Genomic DNA, 14,342 nt, shown 5'->3' on the forward strand with positions numbered 1-14,342 from the left:
AGAAAAGTAGTGCGCTAAAAAATAATAAAAGACGAAGCGGGCCATCATGGCCCGCTTTTTTATGCCTCTGATTACGAACGCTGGCGGATCACCCCTTCCTGCACCGTCGATGCCACCAGCACACCCTGCTGGTTCCAGAACTCACCGCGCACAAAACCACGGGCACTGGAGGCAGAAGTGCTCTCTACGCTGTACAGCAGCCATTCGTTGAGGTCAAAGGGACGGTGGAACCACATCGAGTGGTCAATGGTGGCGACTTGCATACCTGGCTCCAGAAAACCTTTTCCGTGAGGCTGCAATGAAACAGGCAGGAAGTTGAAGTCAGACGCATAGCCCAGCAGATACTGATGAATGCGTTTATCCTCCGGCATGCTGCCGTTGGCGCGTAGCCAGGTATAGCGGGCGGGTTTACTGACATGTCCTTTGAGTGGGTTATGGAACTCCACCGGGCGGATCTCAAAGGGTTTTTCGGATAAAAACTTATCACGAGCCTTCTCTGGAATGTATTGCGCCAGTTGGCGAGCAATGTCTGTCTCAGAGGGCAAGTTATCCGGCCCTGGAACCTCAGGCATTGTTTTCTGATGTTCAAAGCCGCTTTCTGGCCCCTGGAATGAAGCCGTCATATAAAAAATGGGCTTGCCGTTCTGCACGGCTTTTACCCGGCGGGCGCTAAAGCTCTGGCCATCGCGCAGATTTTCCACATCATAAATGATCGCTTTCTGGCTATCGCCCGGGCGCAGGAAATAGCTATGGAAGGAGTGGATAATGCGATCCTGTGGAACGGTTTGTTTGGCCGCATACAACGCCTGGCCGACCACCTGTCCACCAAACACCTGGCGCAAACCCAGATCTTCGCTCTGCCCACGAAACAGACCCTCTTCCAGCGTCTCCAGGTCCAGAAGATTTAACAAGTTTTGTAACGCCTGGCCCATATTCTGTTCCTCAATAGTTTTATCGCCACCAGTTTGCGAGATCCGACCAGTTAGCGTCAACGACTGTTTATGCGATCTGTGTGGGAAGCTGATAAAGCCAGACTTGCGGTGCTTCCAGGAAAAAATCAGCAACTTGTGCCAGAATTAAAGCTACGCAGACAGTAAAAACTGTCTTTGTGCGGCGAAGTGACTGCCGTAAGCATTGATCGGAAGGAGAAACTATCAATGAAATTTTGGCATGTATTAAGTGGTGCGGCGCTGGTTGTAGCAATTTCAGGCTGTGCTGATAAAAGCAAAGATGTGCCGACGCCGACGCTCGGCTCCCAGGTGGCGGGCCAGCAGACGACGATGAAACAGCCTAACGTGAGCGGTACAGTATGGATCCGCCAAAAGGTGGCTCTGCCGCCGGATGCGGTACTGACAGTGACACTGTCGGATGCTTCGCTGGCGGATGCACCATCGAAGGTGCTATCCCAGCGTGCTGTTCGTACTGAAGGTAAGCAGGCGCCTTTCAAGTTTACCTTGCCGTTTAATCCGGCAGACATTCAACCCAATGCACGCATTCTGCTGAGTGCCGCCGTGACGGTCGACGGTAAAATGCTGTTTATTACTGATACGGTGAAGCAGGTAGTGACCACGGGTGGAACACATCAGGATCTGACATTGGTGCCAGTACCTTCCGTTGCCGTGCCAACGCAGAGCGGAGCCGCCACGACGGTGCCATTAACATCGCCAACGCAGGTTTCCCCTTCTTCTGCCGTACCGGCACCCACCTCACTGTAACGTAGTTTTACGCCCCGAAAGGGGCGTTATCATGGTTGCCAGCGATAACGTTTAAGATCGACCTTTCCTTCCTGGGAGACTTCAATCCCTTCGTCTATTAGTGCTCTGCGCTGTCGACCGAGATCGTCCCCCACCAGCGAGATTTCTCCTTTACGGTTAATCACGCGATACCAGGGAAGTTTACTCCCCGCAGGCAGGCGTTTCAGTACGCCTCCAACCTGACGTGCGGCACGAGGAGAACCGGCTAGCTGAGCGATTTCACCGTAAGTGGTCACATAGCCAAAAGGAATGGCGGCGACAATAGTGTAGATGCGTTGTTGAAAGCTATCGTCTTCGAAGGTCATGGTGTTCCGTACCGGGGAAATAAACTGCAGATCGTGCAAGAAACCAACGGTCATCCCGGGGTTGCTTGCAATTGGCAGGGGCATCATTGATAATGCCTGCGCTCTGGTTACCCAGGGCACTCAATGGGGGCCCGGTTGGTTCTCCCGCAATGCTAATTTGTGAACTCGGTCAGATCCGGAAGGAAGCAGCCGTAACAGATGACGCGTGTGCCGGGATGTAGCTGGCAGGGCCCCCACCCAATTCTGCCCTTACCAGCTTTTCCCGCCTGACTCAAACCAGCCACACTCATTAACGCACAAACTTCCAGACCGCTACCGGTATCTTGTCATAAAGCTTATTCATTGTGAGTTCCGCCAAACGGTGATCGGCAGCAGAATAAAATATGGCTAATTCGTCATCAGATAATTCGTACTTGTTCTTTTCAATCACGCGCTCAAGCGTGTCGATAGAACGACAACGTCTGAGGCGCATAAGATAATCAGTTTTCGTTAAAAGTTTGTCTGTCATTATTAAACCGTAGAAAAAGTAATGGGTTGCTAAAAGGAATGGCTGGCCTGGGTCCGACTTGTTGCACATTCTTCTGCAAAAATATTGAACAGCCTCTTTGCTGATTTCTGCCAGCGCTGTAAGTCCTGAGCATTAATGCCGTAATTACTGAACAACATGAAGGTGTCATCAAGATATTCATCAACCTGAGTTATCAGATCACTATCCTCAATGTGCTTAATTTTGTAATTCATCGTGAATGCCGCAATATGCTCAATCAGATCGTTAAGCTGTAGATTGGCAGCAGAGGTAGGATCATTAACCCAGCCGTGATGGCTGTCGCCTAACGTTGCAAGGCTTTCATCGTACAGGCTTTCACTCAAGAATTTAAGCTGGGCAATATCATGCCTTCTCGGCGAGTATTCGTCCATCTTTTTCCCCTCCTAAGCTTGCGAAACATGCTATTTGACTGCACTTTTAAACATGGTGTGCCAGGAAGTGATAAATACATCTCAACTAAATTTATCTATACAAAATATAACTAAAATTAAAATAAACGTTAGATGTTTGACTCATTATTACAATTCATCTGACATTGCATTACGATCGTTATCAATGAAATCAAACACCAGCGCATCTGCGTTCCAGCTAAAATTGACTGACTGGTTGGTTGTTTCAAACGTATCAATATCCAGGCAGGCATTGAACACGTTCCAGTGAAAACTATAGTTAAGTTTATAACGCGATTGCTCCAAATGTTCCAGGGAAATAATTCTGATACTGTCGGGAACATATCGCGCATTTGATGAATACCATTGAAGAGATCCCACAAGGTCATCTTCTATTTTGGGAATTATCTGTTGTATCTCTTGCATTAATTCTAGTGGATTAAGCTCGTCTTGACGATATTTTAACAGTAAGGTTTTGCGCATTTTTTCTCCACAGAGTTAATGTTTACTAATCAGGGTAATTGCTTCTGATGGTAAAATAGACCGCTGTATAAATGAAGTGTAGTCTATGGTGATGATTTGTCAGTTAATTATTTTGTCGCTAAATGCTCTGGTTGTCACTAGCGTAAAGACTTGTTGAGTTTTTTTAATATATATAGGGACATATTCCTTATCGTAAAGTGAAATACTTAGATACATTTTTGCTTTACCGTTACCGCTCGATTCGCGCTATTTTGTTGTTATGTTATAACATTAAAGTGTCATTTCCATGAATTCCTCCCCCGTGTTTTTACGTCTTGGCACATTGTTGAGTTGCCCGGCGTGGCTGCGCATGGTCCTCACCGCGCTGCTGGTGAGTCTGCTGGTTCTGCTAACCTGGTGGGCCATTATCTGATGATCGTACTCAATCAACTCGTTGTTGGCTATCAGCACCGTGCAGTGAGCCCCGTGCTGGGCGGTGAATTTGCCCGTGGCAGTATGACGGCGCTGGTCGGCGCAAACGGCTGTGGCAAGTCAACACTATTGAAAACCTTATGTGGGATGCTGCCTGCTGTCAGTGGCTCGGTCAGTTTTACCACGCCACGCCCTTCCATAGCCTGGCTGCCACAGCATTCTGACATTGAAAAAAGTTTTCCGCTTACGGTGTTTGATCTGGTGGTGATGGGGTTCTGGCGGCACTGCGGCTGGTTCAGAGGGATCTCCCGTCAGCAGCGTCAACAGGCTCTGTCGGCGCTGGATCGTGTCAACATGCTTCCCTTTGCGGAAGCGGCACCTGGGACCCTATCAGGGGGGCAACTCCAGCGTGTACTGTTTGCCCGACTGCTGGTGCAGGATGCGGAATTGCTGTTACTTGACGAACCCTTTAGCGGCGTTGATAGCGACACCATTGCGCTACTACTGGCATTGTTAGCAGAGCGCCATCACGCGGGCTGCACACTCATCGTCGTTCTGCATGATATGGCGACGGTGGCACAGCATTTTCCTCAGGTATTACGCCTGAAAGAACAGCACAGCGAGTGGTCATGCCGCGACTGTGGGGTGACCGGGCTGAACTTCGGACGCAGCGGAGGAGCCAGCGCATGATGTTGCTACACCCGTTTATTGAATTTGGTTTTATGCGTCGTGCGCTGGTTGCCTGTGTGGCGTTGTCTCTCAGTGCCACTCCGCTGGGAGTCTTTCTTTTACTACGCCGCATGAGCCTGGTCGGGGATGCGTTGTCCCACGCGGTTCTTCCCGGTGCGGCGATTGGCTATTTGCTTTCCGGTCTCTCACTGGTGGCGATGGGCATTGGTGGTGCCATTGCCGGACTGACGGTGGCGCTTTTATCAGGTGCAGTGAGTCGTTATACCCCTTTGCGCGAGGATGCCAGCTTTGCCGGTTTCTATCTCGGCTCACTGGCGCTGGGCGTTACGCTGGTGTCATTACGCGGTTCCAGCGTGGATCTGCTGCACGTGCTGTTTGGCTCGCTGCTGGCGGTGGATGTTCCCTCTATCGTGCTGGTCAGTACCATCAGTGGCGTTTCTCTGCTCATTTTTTCCCTGATCTATCGGCCGCTGGTGATTGACGCATTTGACCCCACTTTTTTGCGCGCTCAGAACCGTTGGGCCTCACCACTGGTTCACGGTATTTTCCTTGTACTGGTTGTAGTCAATCTGGTGGCAGGTTTTCAGGTCCTAGGCACGCTGATGAGTGTCGGGCTGATGATGCTGCCCGCTGCCAGCGCCCGTTTCTGGAGTCGGCATCTTTCCGGCACGCTGGCAGCTGCAATGCTACTGGCGACCCTCGCCAGCTTTGGCGGTCTGTACGCCTCATTTTATCTCTCATTACCCGCCGGGCCTGCTGTGGTGCTCAGTGCGGCAATTTTATTCTTTATTTCTATTTTAATCGGACCTTGCGGCGGAATTTTTTCCTCACGCAAAACATTGTCTATGGTGAAGGAGTAAGCATGAAGAAGTTACCTGTAGCGCTGGCATTATCAGCATTAATGGCCACCCCACTGGCGATGGCAAAAACAGTTGAGGCGGTAGCCAGCTTTACCGTGCTGGCTGATATTGTGAAAAATGTTGGCGGTGAGCATGTTGTCGTCAAAAGCCTGGTAGGGCCAAATGGCGATCCGCACAGCTTTGAACCAACGCCGAAAGACAGCCAGGCGCTTGCCCATGCTGATGTGGTTTTTGTGAGTGGCCTGGGGATGGAAGGGTGGATGGACCGCCTGATCACGGCATCTGGCTATAAAGGCCAGACTGTGGTGGCATCCAGTGGCATCAATACCCGTAAAATGGAAGAGGATGGACAGACTATTACCGATCCGCATGCATGGAACAGTATGCAGAATGGTGTGACCTATGCCACCAATGTGATGAATGCGCTGATTGCCGCTGATCCGGAGGATGCGGATTATTTCCGTCAACAGGGGAGCGCGTATATTGAGCAGCTGAAACAGCTGGATAGTTGGGCGCAGAAGGCGTTCAGTACGATCCCTCAAGAGAAGCGTAAGGTGCTGACCAGCCATGATGCGTTTGGTTATTTCGGCCAGCGTTATGGCGTGAAGTTCCTGTCGCCGGTGGGTTTCTCCACGGAGTCAGAAGCCAGCGCCTCTGATGTTGCCGGATTGATTACCCAGCTGAAGCACGAAAAAATCCACGTGTACTTTATTGAAAACCAGACCGACCCGCGCCTGGTGAAGCAGATTGCGGCCTCGGGTGGCGCCACATCAGGCGGAGAGCTTTATCCTGAGGCGTTGACTGCTCAGGGCGGTGCTGCTGACAGTTATGTCGCAGCGTTCAAACACAATGTGAATGCGATGGTCAACAGTATGAAGTAAACCGTGTGCCGGGTACGCCCGGCCACGGTAGTTTGGCTGATACTGTTGGTCGAAAAGATAAAAAAAGGGATAGCGCAAGCTATCCCCTTTGGCATGACGACATGGCTACAGCAATCAGCGTTTCTTTCCGCCCCGGCCCTGTACGGCTTTGAAGCGGGGGTTACTCTTACAAATGACAAATACACGGCCGTGACGGCGAACAATTTTGCAATCTTTGTGACGCTTTTTGGCCGAAGCCAGAGAACTTAATACCTGCATGATGGCTCCTTATTTTTTCATCGCGCCAAGAAAACCGCCAAAACGCTGGCTGAAGCGTGCTGCACTGCCTTCTTTAGCAAAATCTTTCTGTTTACCGGTGTAATAAACGTGTGAGGCAGAAGAGACGTCCAGCAGGACGTATGGCATCTCTTTGCCTTCGTGTTCGATTGTACGGTCAGTTTTGATGGTGGAACCCACCACAAAGTAAGCATCAGCCGTGGTGTCATGGAATACCACCTGGCGGTAAGCAGGATGAATACCCTGTTTCATTTTCTACCCTTAATGTAATGTTATACTATAACAATAGTATGCGCTGCCGCTTTTTAAATTGCAACCGCAGAAAGGGCAGGGAAATAGCAAAAAAAAGGCCGCCCGAAGGCAGCCTCTTATTCACATCAACTCAGCGTTGATTAGTGATGCTGTGAATCAACCGGATGGCTGTGTTCCAGCTCCTCTTTGTTCTTACTGAAGCGGCGGCGGACCACCACGAAGAACACAGGAACGAAGAAGATTGCCAGGACGGTTGCAGTGACCATACCGCCCATTACGCCCGTACCAACGGCGTTCTGAGCACCGGAGCCTGCACCGCTACTGATAGCCAGCGGGAGAACACCCAGGATAAAGGCCAGAGAGGTCATCAGAATCGGACGTAAACGCATGCGCACCGCTTCCAGCGTGGCCTCAACCAGCCCTTTGCCTTCTTTTTCCATCAGGTCTTTAGCAAACTCGACTATCAGGATGGCGTTCTTCGCCGACAACCCTATGGTTGTTAGCAGCCCCACAACAAAGTAAACGTCATTACTTAACCCGCGCAGGGTGGTGAAGATCAGCGCACCGACCACACCCAATGGCACCACCAGCATGACAGAGAACGGAATTGACCAGCTCTCATACAGCGCTGCCAGACACAGGAACACCACAATCAGTGAGATGGCGTACAGCGCTGGAGCCTGGTTACCAGATAAACGCTCCTGGTAAGACATGCCCGTCCAGTCATAGCCGATACCGGTTGGCAGCTTAGAGGCCAGATCCTGCATCAGGTCCATGGCTTCACCGGAGCTTTTACCCGGTGCTGGTTGCCCTAACAGCTCCATGGATGGAAGGCCGTTATAACGCTCCAGACGTGGCGAACCATAAACCCAGTTGGCTGACGCAAAGGCATTAAATGACACCATTTCGCCGCTGGTAGAACGCACATACCAGTTGCCGATATCACCAGGCAACATACGGTAAGGTGCTTCACCCATCACGTAGACTTTCTTAACGCGACCACGGTCAATGAAGTCATTGACATAGGAGCCACCCCAGGCGGCTGCCAGTGTGGTGTTGATATCAGACAGCGATACCCCCAGCGCCTGTGCTTTTTCCTGGTCGATAGTCAGTTTGTACTGCGGGGTGTCTTCCAGTCCGTTAGGACGCACACCCACCAGTACATCCGGATGTTGGGCAATCATACCCAGCAGCTGGTTACGTGCGGCAGTCAGTTTTTCATGGCCTAAACCGCCCTGATCGATTAGCTGGAAGTCGAAGCCTGTTGCCTGACCCAGTTCAACAATGGCTGGCAGGTTGAAAGGAATCACCATCGCATCTTTAATGACGGAAAGTGCGCCCATTGCCCGCCCGGCAATTGCAGGAACCTTATTGTCGGCACCTGGACGTTCATCCCACGGCTTCAGACTGACAAAGGCGAGGCCGGTGTTCTGACCACGACCTGCAAAGCCAAAGCCGTTAACAGTAAACACAGAGTTAACCGTAGCTTTTTCTTTATTCAGGTAGTAATCCGTCACCTGGTCCAGCACTTTCTGAGTACGCTCCTGAGTCGCACCAGCAGGGAGCTGGGCCATCGTCAGGAACACACCCTGATCTTCTTCCGGTAGGAAGGAGGTCGGCAGACGCAGGAACAGGAAAGCCATGCCCACGAAAATCAGCAGGTAAATCACCAGATAACGACCGGTACTGCGAACGATGTGGCCAACACTTTCGGTATAATGATTGGTACTCTTGTCGAACAGGCGGTTAAACCAGCCGAAGAATCCAGTCGTCTTACCGTGATCGCCTTTCGCAATCGGTTTCAGCATCGTTGCACAGAGTGCCGGGGTCAGGATCAACGCCACCACTACCGACAACACCATCGCAGAAACAATGGTAATTGAGAACTGACGGTAGATAACGCCGGTAGAGCCGCCGAAGAATGCCATCGGGATAAATACAGCCGACAGTACAAGGGCAATACCAACCAACGCCCCCTGGATCTGATCCATTGACTTACGTGTGGCTTCTTTCGGTGGCAGGCCCTCTTCGGCCATGACGCGCTCGACGTTTTCCACCACCACAATGGCGTCATCCACCAGCAGGCCGATGGCCAGCACCATCCCGAACATCGTTAGCGTGTTTATCGAGTATCCGAAGGCGCTGATAATGGCAAACGTTCCCAGCAGTACGACTGGCACGGCGATCGTTGGGATCAGCGTTGCGCGGAAGTTTTGCAGGAACAGATACATGACCAGGAATACCAGCACGATAGCTTCGACCAGCGTCTTCACCACTTCGTTAATCGAAATCTTAACGAATGGCGTGGTGTCATACGGATAAACCACCTTCATCCCGGCAGGGAAGAAAGGCTCCAGCTTGGTGAGTTCTGCCTTAACGGCGGCGGCGGTATCCAGTGCGTTAGCGCCGGTTGCCAGCTTGATCCCCAGACCGGAAGCCGGTTGTCCATTATAACGGGCAATAATCTCGTAGTTTTCACCACCCAGCTCAATATGCGCGACATCACTCAGACGAACACGCGAACCGTCGGTATTCACCTTCAGCAGAATTTTGCCGAACTCTTCCGCCGAGGTCAGGCGTGTCTGCGCAATAATAGACGCGTTAAGCTGCTGGCCGGCAACAGGCGGAGAACCGCCGAGCTGACCCGCCGCCACCTGGGCGTTCTGGGTATTGATGGCGCTAATGACATCAACGGGCGTGAGCGAGTAGTTGTTGAGCTTGTGAGGATCCATCCAGATGCGCATGGCGTACTGTGCACCGAACAGCTGTGTATCACCCACGCCTGACACTCGACTGATAGGGTCTTTAATGTTCGACCCGACATAGTCGGAGAGATCGTTCTGGGTCATGGTGCCGTTGTCATTGATGAAACCGGCGACCATCAGGAAGCTGCTCGAGGATTTCTGAACCTTAATCCCCTGTTGTTGCACTTCCTGCGGCAGTAGCGGCATCGCCAGTTGCAGTTTGTTCTGCACCTGTACCTGAGCGATGTCAGCATTAGTCCCTGATTCAAAGGTCAGCGTCAGCTGCAGCGTCCCGGAGGAGTCACTGCTGGAGCCCATATACATCAGGCCGTCGATGCCGTTCATGTTTTGTTCGATAACCTGCGTGACGGAGTCTTGCAGTGTTTTCGCATCAGCGCCAGGGTAGGTTGCTGTGATCTCAATTGCCGTTGGAGCAACGTTTGGATATTGCTCGATCGGTAGTTTAAGAATCGACAGCGCACCCGCCAACATAATAATGATGGCGATTACCCAGGCAAAGATGGGGCGATCGATAAAAAACTTAGCCATGTCTCAGTGGCTCCTGTTAAGACTTCGGTTGTTCAGACTTCGCCTGAGACTCGGAACCTGCTTTGGCGCTGTCATCGCTGACTTCCTGAGGCGTTACCGCTGCACCAGGTTTCACGCGTTGCAGACCGGTCACAATCACACGATCGCCATCTTTCAGACCGGCAGACACCAGCCACTTATCACCAAATGCCTGGTCGGCAGTCAGATTACGGACTTCAACCTTATTGTCCGCGCCCACAACCATGGCAGTTGCCTGACCGGTTGGCGTACGGGTCACACCCTGTTGAGGAACCAACAGTGCATTCGGGTTGGTGCCTTCATCCAGACGGGCACGCACAAACATACCCGGCAGCAGACTATGATCAGGGTTAGGGAACACGGCACGTAATGTGATCGAACCTGTGGTTTCATCCACAGTGACATCAGAGAATTCTAATGTTCCGCTCTGCGCGTATTCGCTACCATTTTGCATCAGTAGTTTGACTTCAGCTTTACCATTGGTCTGCTGAAGTTTGCCGGAATTCAGTTCATCACGCAGGCGCATGAAATCTTCGCTGGATTGGGTCACATCAACATAGATAGGGTCAAGTTGCTGTACGGTTGCCAACGCAGTGGTTTGCGCACTGGCAACTAAAGCGCCTTCCGTCACCGACGATTTACCGATGCGACCGCTGATAGGTGAGGTCACTCGAGTATAGGCGAGGTTGATGCGTGCTGTTTCTACAGTGGCCTGAGCAGCCTGAACGGCAGCGGCGGTCTGGCTTTGCGTTGCCATTGCCTGGTCGTAGTCCTGCTGGCTGATGTACTTAGTACCCAACAGGGGCTTGTAGCGTTTTACCGTCAATGCGGCAATCTGTGCATTGGCTTGTGCCTGTGCCAGATCACCTTTCGCACTGCTATAAGCAGCTTGATATGTGGCGGGGTCAATTTGATATAAAGACTCGCCAGCCTTGATATCGCTACCCTCAACGAAGTTGCGTTTCAGAATAATGCCAGATACCTGTGGGCGAACTTCTGCAATACGGAACGATGAGGTTCGACCTGGCAGGTCGGTAGTAATTTTAAGCGGGGCGCTTTTCAACGTTGTGATACCCACTTCAGGTGCCTGCTGTTGCTGTCCGGCTTGCTGAGATTCTTTGTTGTCACAACCCGTTAGCACTAAGCTGCCTGAGAGCATCAGAACGGCCGCCAGAGGCGTTAACCCTCTGTTTTTGTTCATAAATAAACCTCGAGTGTCCGATATCGATTGTTCAATGGATTACAAACCCATAAACCCATTGCTGCGTTTAAATTATGGTCGTGATATGGTACATACATTCGGAAATGTATGTAAGTCTAACTCTTTGTAAATCACACCCTCATGGCACGAAATACCAAACAACAGGCGCAGGAAACGCGCAATCACATCATTGATGCCGCAATTAAGCGCTTCTCTGAACATGGCGTATCCAAAACGTCACTGGCGGATATTGCCTCAAGTGCTGGCGTGACGCGGGGTGCTATTTACTGGCATTTCAAAAATAAAACTGATTTGCTGAATGAAATCTGGGCGCAATCCGAATCCGGAATGGCGGACCTGGAGCTTGAGTATCAATCAAAATATCCTTCTGATCCACTATCTGTAATGCGCGCAATGTTGTTGTATGTCCTTGACGCAGCAGCCAGTGACCCAAGAAGGCGTGCACTTATGGAAATTATTTACCACAAATGTGAGTTTGTTGGAGAAATGACTACCCTACAACTGATGCAACAAAATCTCTATCTTGAATGTTATGAAAAGATAGAAGAGGTTTTATCGCAGTGCATTGATGCAAAACAACTCCCCGAAAATCTGGATACCCGGCGTGCTGCCGTTGTGATGCGTGGCTACATCAGTGGCATCATGGAAAACTGGTTATTTATGCCGGGCAGTTTTGATTTAGCCGGTGATGCGCCGCAATTAGTGGAAACGCTCATTGATATGCTGGCGCTCTGTCCGACGTTACGTCAGTCAGTTTAACCGCCGATTATGACTGGCTGGCGACTTTCTGTTCAAAATCCCGCTGTACGATCGCCAGCGCAGCCAGAACGGTTTCTGGTGCAACATGATTTTCTTCCAACAGCATAATCAAATCGACGGCGAGTTTGATTTCTTCCGGCGCGGTTTCCAGTGACATACTTGCTCCTTATTTCTGAATGCAGACAATCAGCGGTCAGATACGTAAAATTTTGACGATACCCGTCATCACCAGTGCACCTATAAGTGAAGTCAGCATCGTATGTGGGTCGAGGGTGGCCAGCGTGCCGTTATTCATATAGGTACTGATATAGCCGCCAATCAACGCTCCCACGGCGGCAAGTACTAATGTGGGCACCAGCCCGCCCGGGCGGCCAGGAAAAAAATAGCGTGCAATAAAACCCACCAGAAGACCGATGATTATCCAGGAAATCAGACCCATTTTCGCTCTCCAGTTACAGGGCAATGTGACTATTATAGTCCCCGATTCGGCAGGGGATGAGACGAGGCTAGCTGCTACGTTCGCGATTTTCAATGGCGCGTTCAATTCGCTTGAGGGCTTGCAAACATCGCTGTAACCGTCCTTCCAGAGCAGCGACTTCCCGTTGCAACTGTTGCTGTTGTGCCAGGGTTTCCTGCACGGCCAGCAAACTCTCCCGGTCGATAATCATGGCACGTAAGCGACGTTCGAAATCCTGATGCTCGGCCAGTTTCTCATATAAATTCTCTTTGACCGGAACAGGGCGAGACTCGCTGCGACGCATTTTCTGCGTTGCCAGCTCACGTTGCAGGGCGCTCATCTGCATCACTACCCGTTCAGCCATCCAGGCCACGCTCTCCATACGGTTATCACGTACGCTTTGTTTCAGCTGTGCCATCGTCTGGCGAACTTCCAGTAAATAATCGCCCAGTCGGGTGGTGTGGCAGTGAAACAATTTAATATCGAAGCGTGCCTGTGCAGTGCGATTATTGGCATGAGGTTCCACGGCGTGCGCAAGTTGTTCGAGTTGCATATCGAGTTGTTGCAGTAAACCTGCGCTTTTCATCTTATTCTCCGTGGCGGTAATGCTCTGTATGATACCCTGATTCTGAGACATTTTTCCGGGTGTGCCATGCAACGTTATATTCTTATTGTTTTAGGCTGGCTTGCTGTGGTGTTAGCGACGTTGGGAGTGGTGTTGCCGTTGCTGCCCACCACGCCATTCTTACTGCTGGCCGCCTGGTGTTTTGCCCGTTCTTCACCGCGTTTTCATTACTGGCTGCTGCACCGCTCGGTATTTGGTCGATATTTGCGTCACTGGCAGCAACACCGGGCGATGCCTCCAGGTGCTAAGGGCAGGGCGATCCTGTTTATTCTGATCACTTTTGCTTTTTCGCTGTGGATGGTCAAGATCCTTTGGGTGCGTCTGTTACTGTTGGCGATCCTCTGCGCGCTGCTGGTCTTTATGATTCGTATACCCGTGGTTGATGAAGGGCAAGAAAAGCGGTGATTTTGCTTAACACGGTTGCAATTGTCCGGCGGTTTGCATAGATTTGGTCGTTTTCGTGCGCGGCTTCCCCTCAACGTCTGAATTTCACCCGGCAACCCTGCCGCAGAGTGGAATGAAGCTGCGCGAGTCAGATTTGTATTTACCAGGCATAACATTATGACCGCGACTGCGCAGCAGCTTGAATTGATTAAAAACAGTATCAAAAGCATCCCGGATTACCCAAAGCCGGGTATTCTCTTTCGTGACGTGACCAGCCTGCTGGAAGATCCGAAAGCGTTTGCATTGAGCATTGAACTGTTGGTTGAACGCTATCGTGACGCTGGCATCACCAAAGTAGTGGGCACTGAAGCGCGAGGTTTTTTGTTCGGTGCACCGGTTGCGCTAGGACTGGGAGTAGGTTTTGTGCCGGTACGTAAGCCGGGCAAACTGCCACGTAAAACCTTTGCTGAAACCTATGAGCTGGAATACGGCACAGACACGCTGGAACTGCACTGTGATGCGATTCAGCCGGGTGATATTGTTCTGGTGATCGATGACTTGCTGGCAACCGGTGGCACTATTGAAGCAACGGTGAAGCTGATTCGCCGTGCAGGTGGCAGCGTAAAAGACGCTGCATTTATCATTAACCTGTTTGATTTGACCGGCGAATCTCGCCTGAAAGCGCAGGGTATTGAAAGCTACAGCCTGGTGAACTTCCCCGGTCACTAAGCTTGAT

The 14,342-nt window shown here is 51.2% G+C and carries 20 protein-coding genes and 1 other RNA gene; 9 read left to right on the plus strand and 12 right to left on the minus strand.

Features of this window, described 5'->3' with window-relative positions; genetic code table 11:
• Positions 1-71 precede the first annotated feature (71 nt).
• Entirely contained in the window at positions 72-932 is an 861-nt protein-coding gene (gene tesB, locus FVB43_RS12220) for an acyl-CoA thioesterase II (protein ID WP_133845762.1), read from the minus strand.
• Between the two features lie 225 nt (positions 933-1,157).
• On the opposite strand from tesB, the gene FVB43_RS12225 reads away from it, so the two are divergent.
• Positions 1,158-1,715, plus strand: coding sequence for a YbaY family lipoprotein (locus tag FVB43_RS12225; RefSeq protein WP_133845761.1), 558 nt, complete (start codon positions 1,158-1,160; stop codon positions 1,713-1,715).
• Between the two features lie 29 nt (positions 1,716-1,744).
• Here FVB43_RS12225 and FVB43_RS12230 read toward each other — a convergent pair whose 3' ends face one another.
• Complete coding sequence (locus FVB43_RS12230) at positions 1,745-2,059, minus strand: MGMT family protein (RefSeq protein WP_133845785.1); 315 nt, start codon at positions 2,057-2,059, stop codon at positions 1,745-1,747.
• A 133-nt stretch (positions 2,060-2,192) separates the two neighbouring features.
• Here FVB43_RS12230 and ffs point away from each other — a divergent pair.
• Positions 2,193-2,289: signal recognition particle sRNA small type (gene ffs / locus FVB43_RS12235), an RNA gene on the plus strand.
• A 59-nt stretch (positions 2,290-2,348) separates the two neighbouring features.
• Here ffs and FVB43_RS12240 read toward each other — a convergent pair.
• The 3 genes from FVB43_RS12240 to FVB43_RS12250 all read right to left on the minus strand — a co-directional run bounded on the left by FVB43_RS12240 (position 2,349) and on the right by FVB43_RS12250 (position 3,478).
• Positions 2,349-2,567 carry an HHA domain-containing protein gene (locus FVB43_RS12240; protein WP_133845760.1) on the minus strand — a complete coding sequence of 73 codons (219 nt, stop codon included), beginning with the start codon at positions 2,565-2,567 and terminating at the stop codon, positions 2,349-2,351.
• A gap of 29 nt (positions 2,568-2,596) precedes the next feature.
• Entirely contained in the window at positions 2,597-2,977 is a 381-nt protein-coding gene (gene tomB / locus FVB43_RS12245) for an Hha toxicity modulator TomB (RefSeq protein WP_133845759.1), read from the minus strand.
• Between the two features lie 147 nt (positions 2,978-3,124).
• On the minus strand, positions 3,125-3,478 hold the full coding sequence (locus FVB43_RS12250) for a hypothetical protein (protein WP_133845758.1): 354 nt from the start codon (positions 3,476-3,478) through the stop codon (positions 3,125-3,127).
• A 286-nt stretch (positions 3,479-3,764) separates the two neighbouring features.
• On the opposite strand from FVB43_RS12250, the gene FVB43_RS24750 reads away from it, so the two are divergent.
• Genes FVB43_RS24750 through FVB43_RS12265 form a run of 4 tightly spaced genes read left to right on the plus strand, consistent with a single transcriptional unit; the run spans position 3,765 to position 6,320 of the window.
• Complete coding sequence (locus tag FVB43_RS24750) at positions 3,765-3,890, plus strand: hypothetical protein (protein WP_259151068.1); 126 nt, start codon at positions 3,765-3,767, stop codon at positions 3,888-3,890.
• Positions 3,890-4,579 carry a metal ABC transporter ATP-binding protein gene (locus FVB43_RS12255; protein WP_133845757.1) on the plus strand — a complete coding sequence of 230 codons (690 nt, stop codon included), beginning with the start codon at positions 3,890-3,892 and terminating at the stop codon, positions 4,577-4,579. Before FVB43_RS24750 ends, FVB43_RS12255 begins: the two co-directional genes overlap by 1 nt.
• Positions 4,576-5,439: a metal ABC transporter permease gene (locus tag FVB43_RS12260; protein WP_133845756.1), complete on the plus strand. Its 864-nt coding sequence runs from the start codon at positions 4,576-4,578 to the stop codon at positions 5,437-5,439. Before FVB43_RS12255 ends, FVB43_RS12260 begins: the two co-directional genes overlap by 4 nt.
• A gap of 2 nt (positions 5,440-5,441) precedes the next feature.
• Complete coding sequence (locus FVB43_RS12265) at positions 5,442-6,320, plus strand: metal ABC transporter substrate-binding protein (RefSeq protein ID WP_133845755.1); 879 nt, start codon at positions 5,442-5,444, stop codon at positions 6,318-6,320.
• 114 nt (positions 6,321-6,434) lie between these two features.
• Here FVB43_RS12265 and ykgO read toward each other — a convergent pair whose 3' ends face one another.
• From ykgO to FVB43_RS12285, 4 genes are all read right to left on the minus strand, one after another.
• Positions 6,435-6,578 carry a type B 50S ribosomal protein L36 gene (gene ykgO, locus FVB43_RS12270; RefSeq protein WP_012442195.1) on the minus strand — a complete coding sequence of 48 codons (144 nt, stop codon included), beginning with the start codon at positions 6,576-6,578 and terminating at the stop codon, positions 6,435-6,437.
• Positions 6,579-6,587: 9 nt separating this feature from the next.
• Positions 6,588-6,848 (minus strand): type B 50S ribosomal protein L31, encoded by a 261-nt coding sequence (locus FVB43_RS12275; protein ID WP_133845754.1) that lies wholly within the window; start codon positions 6,846-6,848, stop codon positions 6,588-6,590.
• Between the two features lie 140 nt (positions 6,849-6,988).
• Entirely contained in the window at positions 6,989-10,141 is a 3,153-nt protein-coding gene (gene acrB, locus FVB43_RS12280; protein WP_133845753.1) for a multidrug efflux RND transporter permease subunit AcrB, read from the minus strand.
• 16 nt (positions 10,142-10,157) lie between these two features.
• The gene (locus FVB43_RS12285) at positions 10,158-11,360 is read right to left on the minus strand and encodes an efflux RND transporter periplasmic adaptor subunit (RefSeq protein WP_133845752.1); all 1,203 of its coding nucleotides are present in this window, start codon (positions 11,358-11,360) and stop codon (positions 10,158-10,160) included.
• A gap of 141 nt (positions 11,361-11,501) precedes the next feature.
• Between FVB43_RS12285 and acrR the strand changes: the two genes are divergently transcribed.
• Positions 11,502-12,140, plus strand: coding sequence for a multidrug efflux transporter transcriptional repressor AcrR (gene acrR, locus FVB43_RS12290; RefSeq protein ID WP_133845751.1), 639 nt, complete (start codon positions 11,502-11,504; stop codon positions 12,138-12,140).
• Between the two features lie 7 nt (positions 12,141-12,147).
• On the opposite strand, the gene rsmS is transcribed toward acrR, so the two are convergent.
• The 3 genes from rsmS to priC form a co-directional block, all read right to left on the minus strand.
• Complete coding sequence (rsmS, locus tag FVB43_RS12295) at positions 12,148-12,297, minus strand: pleiotropic regulatory protein RsmS (RefSeq protein WP_133845750.1); 150 nt, start codon at positions 12,295-12,297, stop codon at positions 12,148-12,150.
• 36 nt (positions 12,298-12,333) lie between these two features.
• The gene (locus FVB43_RS12300) at positions 12,334-12,579 is read right to left on the minus strand and encodes a GlsB/YeaQ/YmgE family stress response membrane protein (RefSeq protein WP_133845749.1); all 246 of its coding nucleotides are present in this window, start codon (positions 12,577-12,579) and stop codon (positions 12,334-12,336) included.
• A gap of 67 nt (positions 12,580-12,646) precedes the next feature.
• Positions 12,647-13,183 (minus strand): primosomal replication protein PriC, encoded by a 537-nt coding sequence (gene priC / locus FVB43_RS12305; RefSeq protein ID WP_133845748.1) that lies wholly within the window; start codon positions 13,181-13,183, stop codon positions 12,647-12,649.
• A 66-nt stretch (positions 13,184-13,249) separates the two neighbouring features.
• Here priC and FVB43_RS12310 point away from each other — a divergent pair, with 66 nt between their 5' ends.
• On the plus strand, positions 13,250-13,627 hold the full coding sequence (locus tag FVB43_RS12310; RefSeq protein ID WP_133845747.1) for a DUF454 family protein: 378 nt from the start codon (positions 13,250-13,252) through the stop codon (positions 13,625-13,627).
• 156 nt (positions 13,628-13,783) lie between these two features.
• The gene (gene apt / locus FVB43_RS12315; protein WP_133845746.1) at positions 13,784-14,335 is read left to right on the plus strand and encodes an adenine phosphoribosyltransferase; all 552 of its coding nucleotides are present in this window, start codon (positions 13,784-13,786) and stop codon (positions 14,333-14,335) included.
• The last annotated feature ends 7 nt before the right edge of the window (positions 14,336-14,342 follow it).

Source organism: Erwinia rhapontici (assembly GCF_012271765.1).
Taxonomy (GTDB): Bacteria; Pseudomonadota; Gammaproteobacteria; order Enterobacterales; family Enterobacteriaceae; genus Erwinia; species Erwinia rhapontici.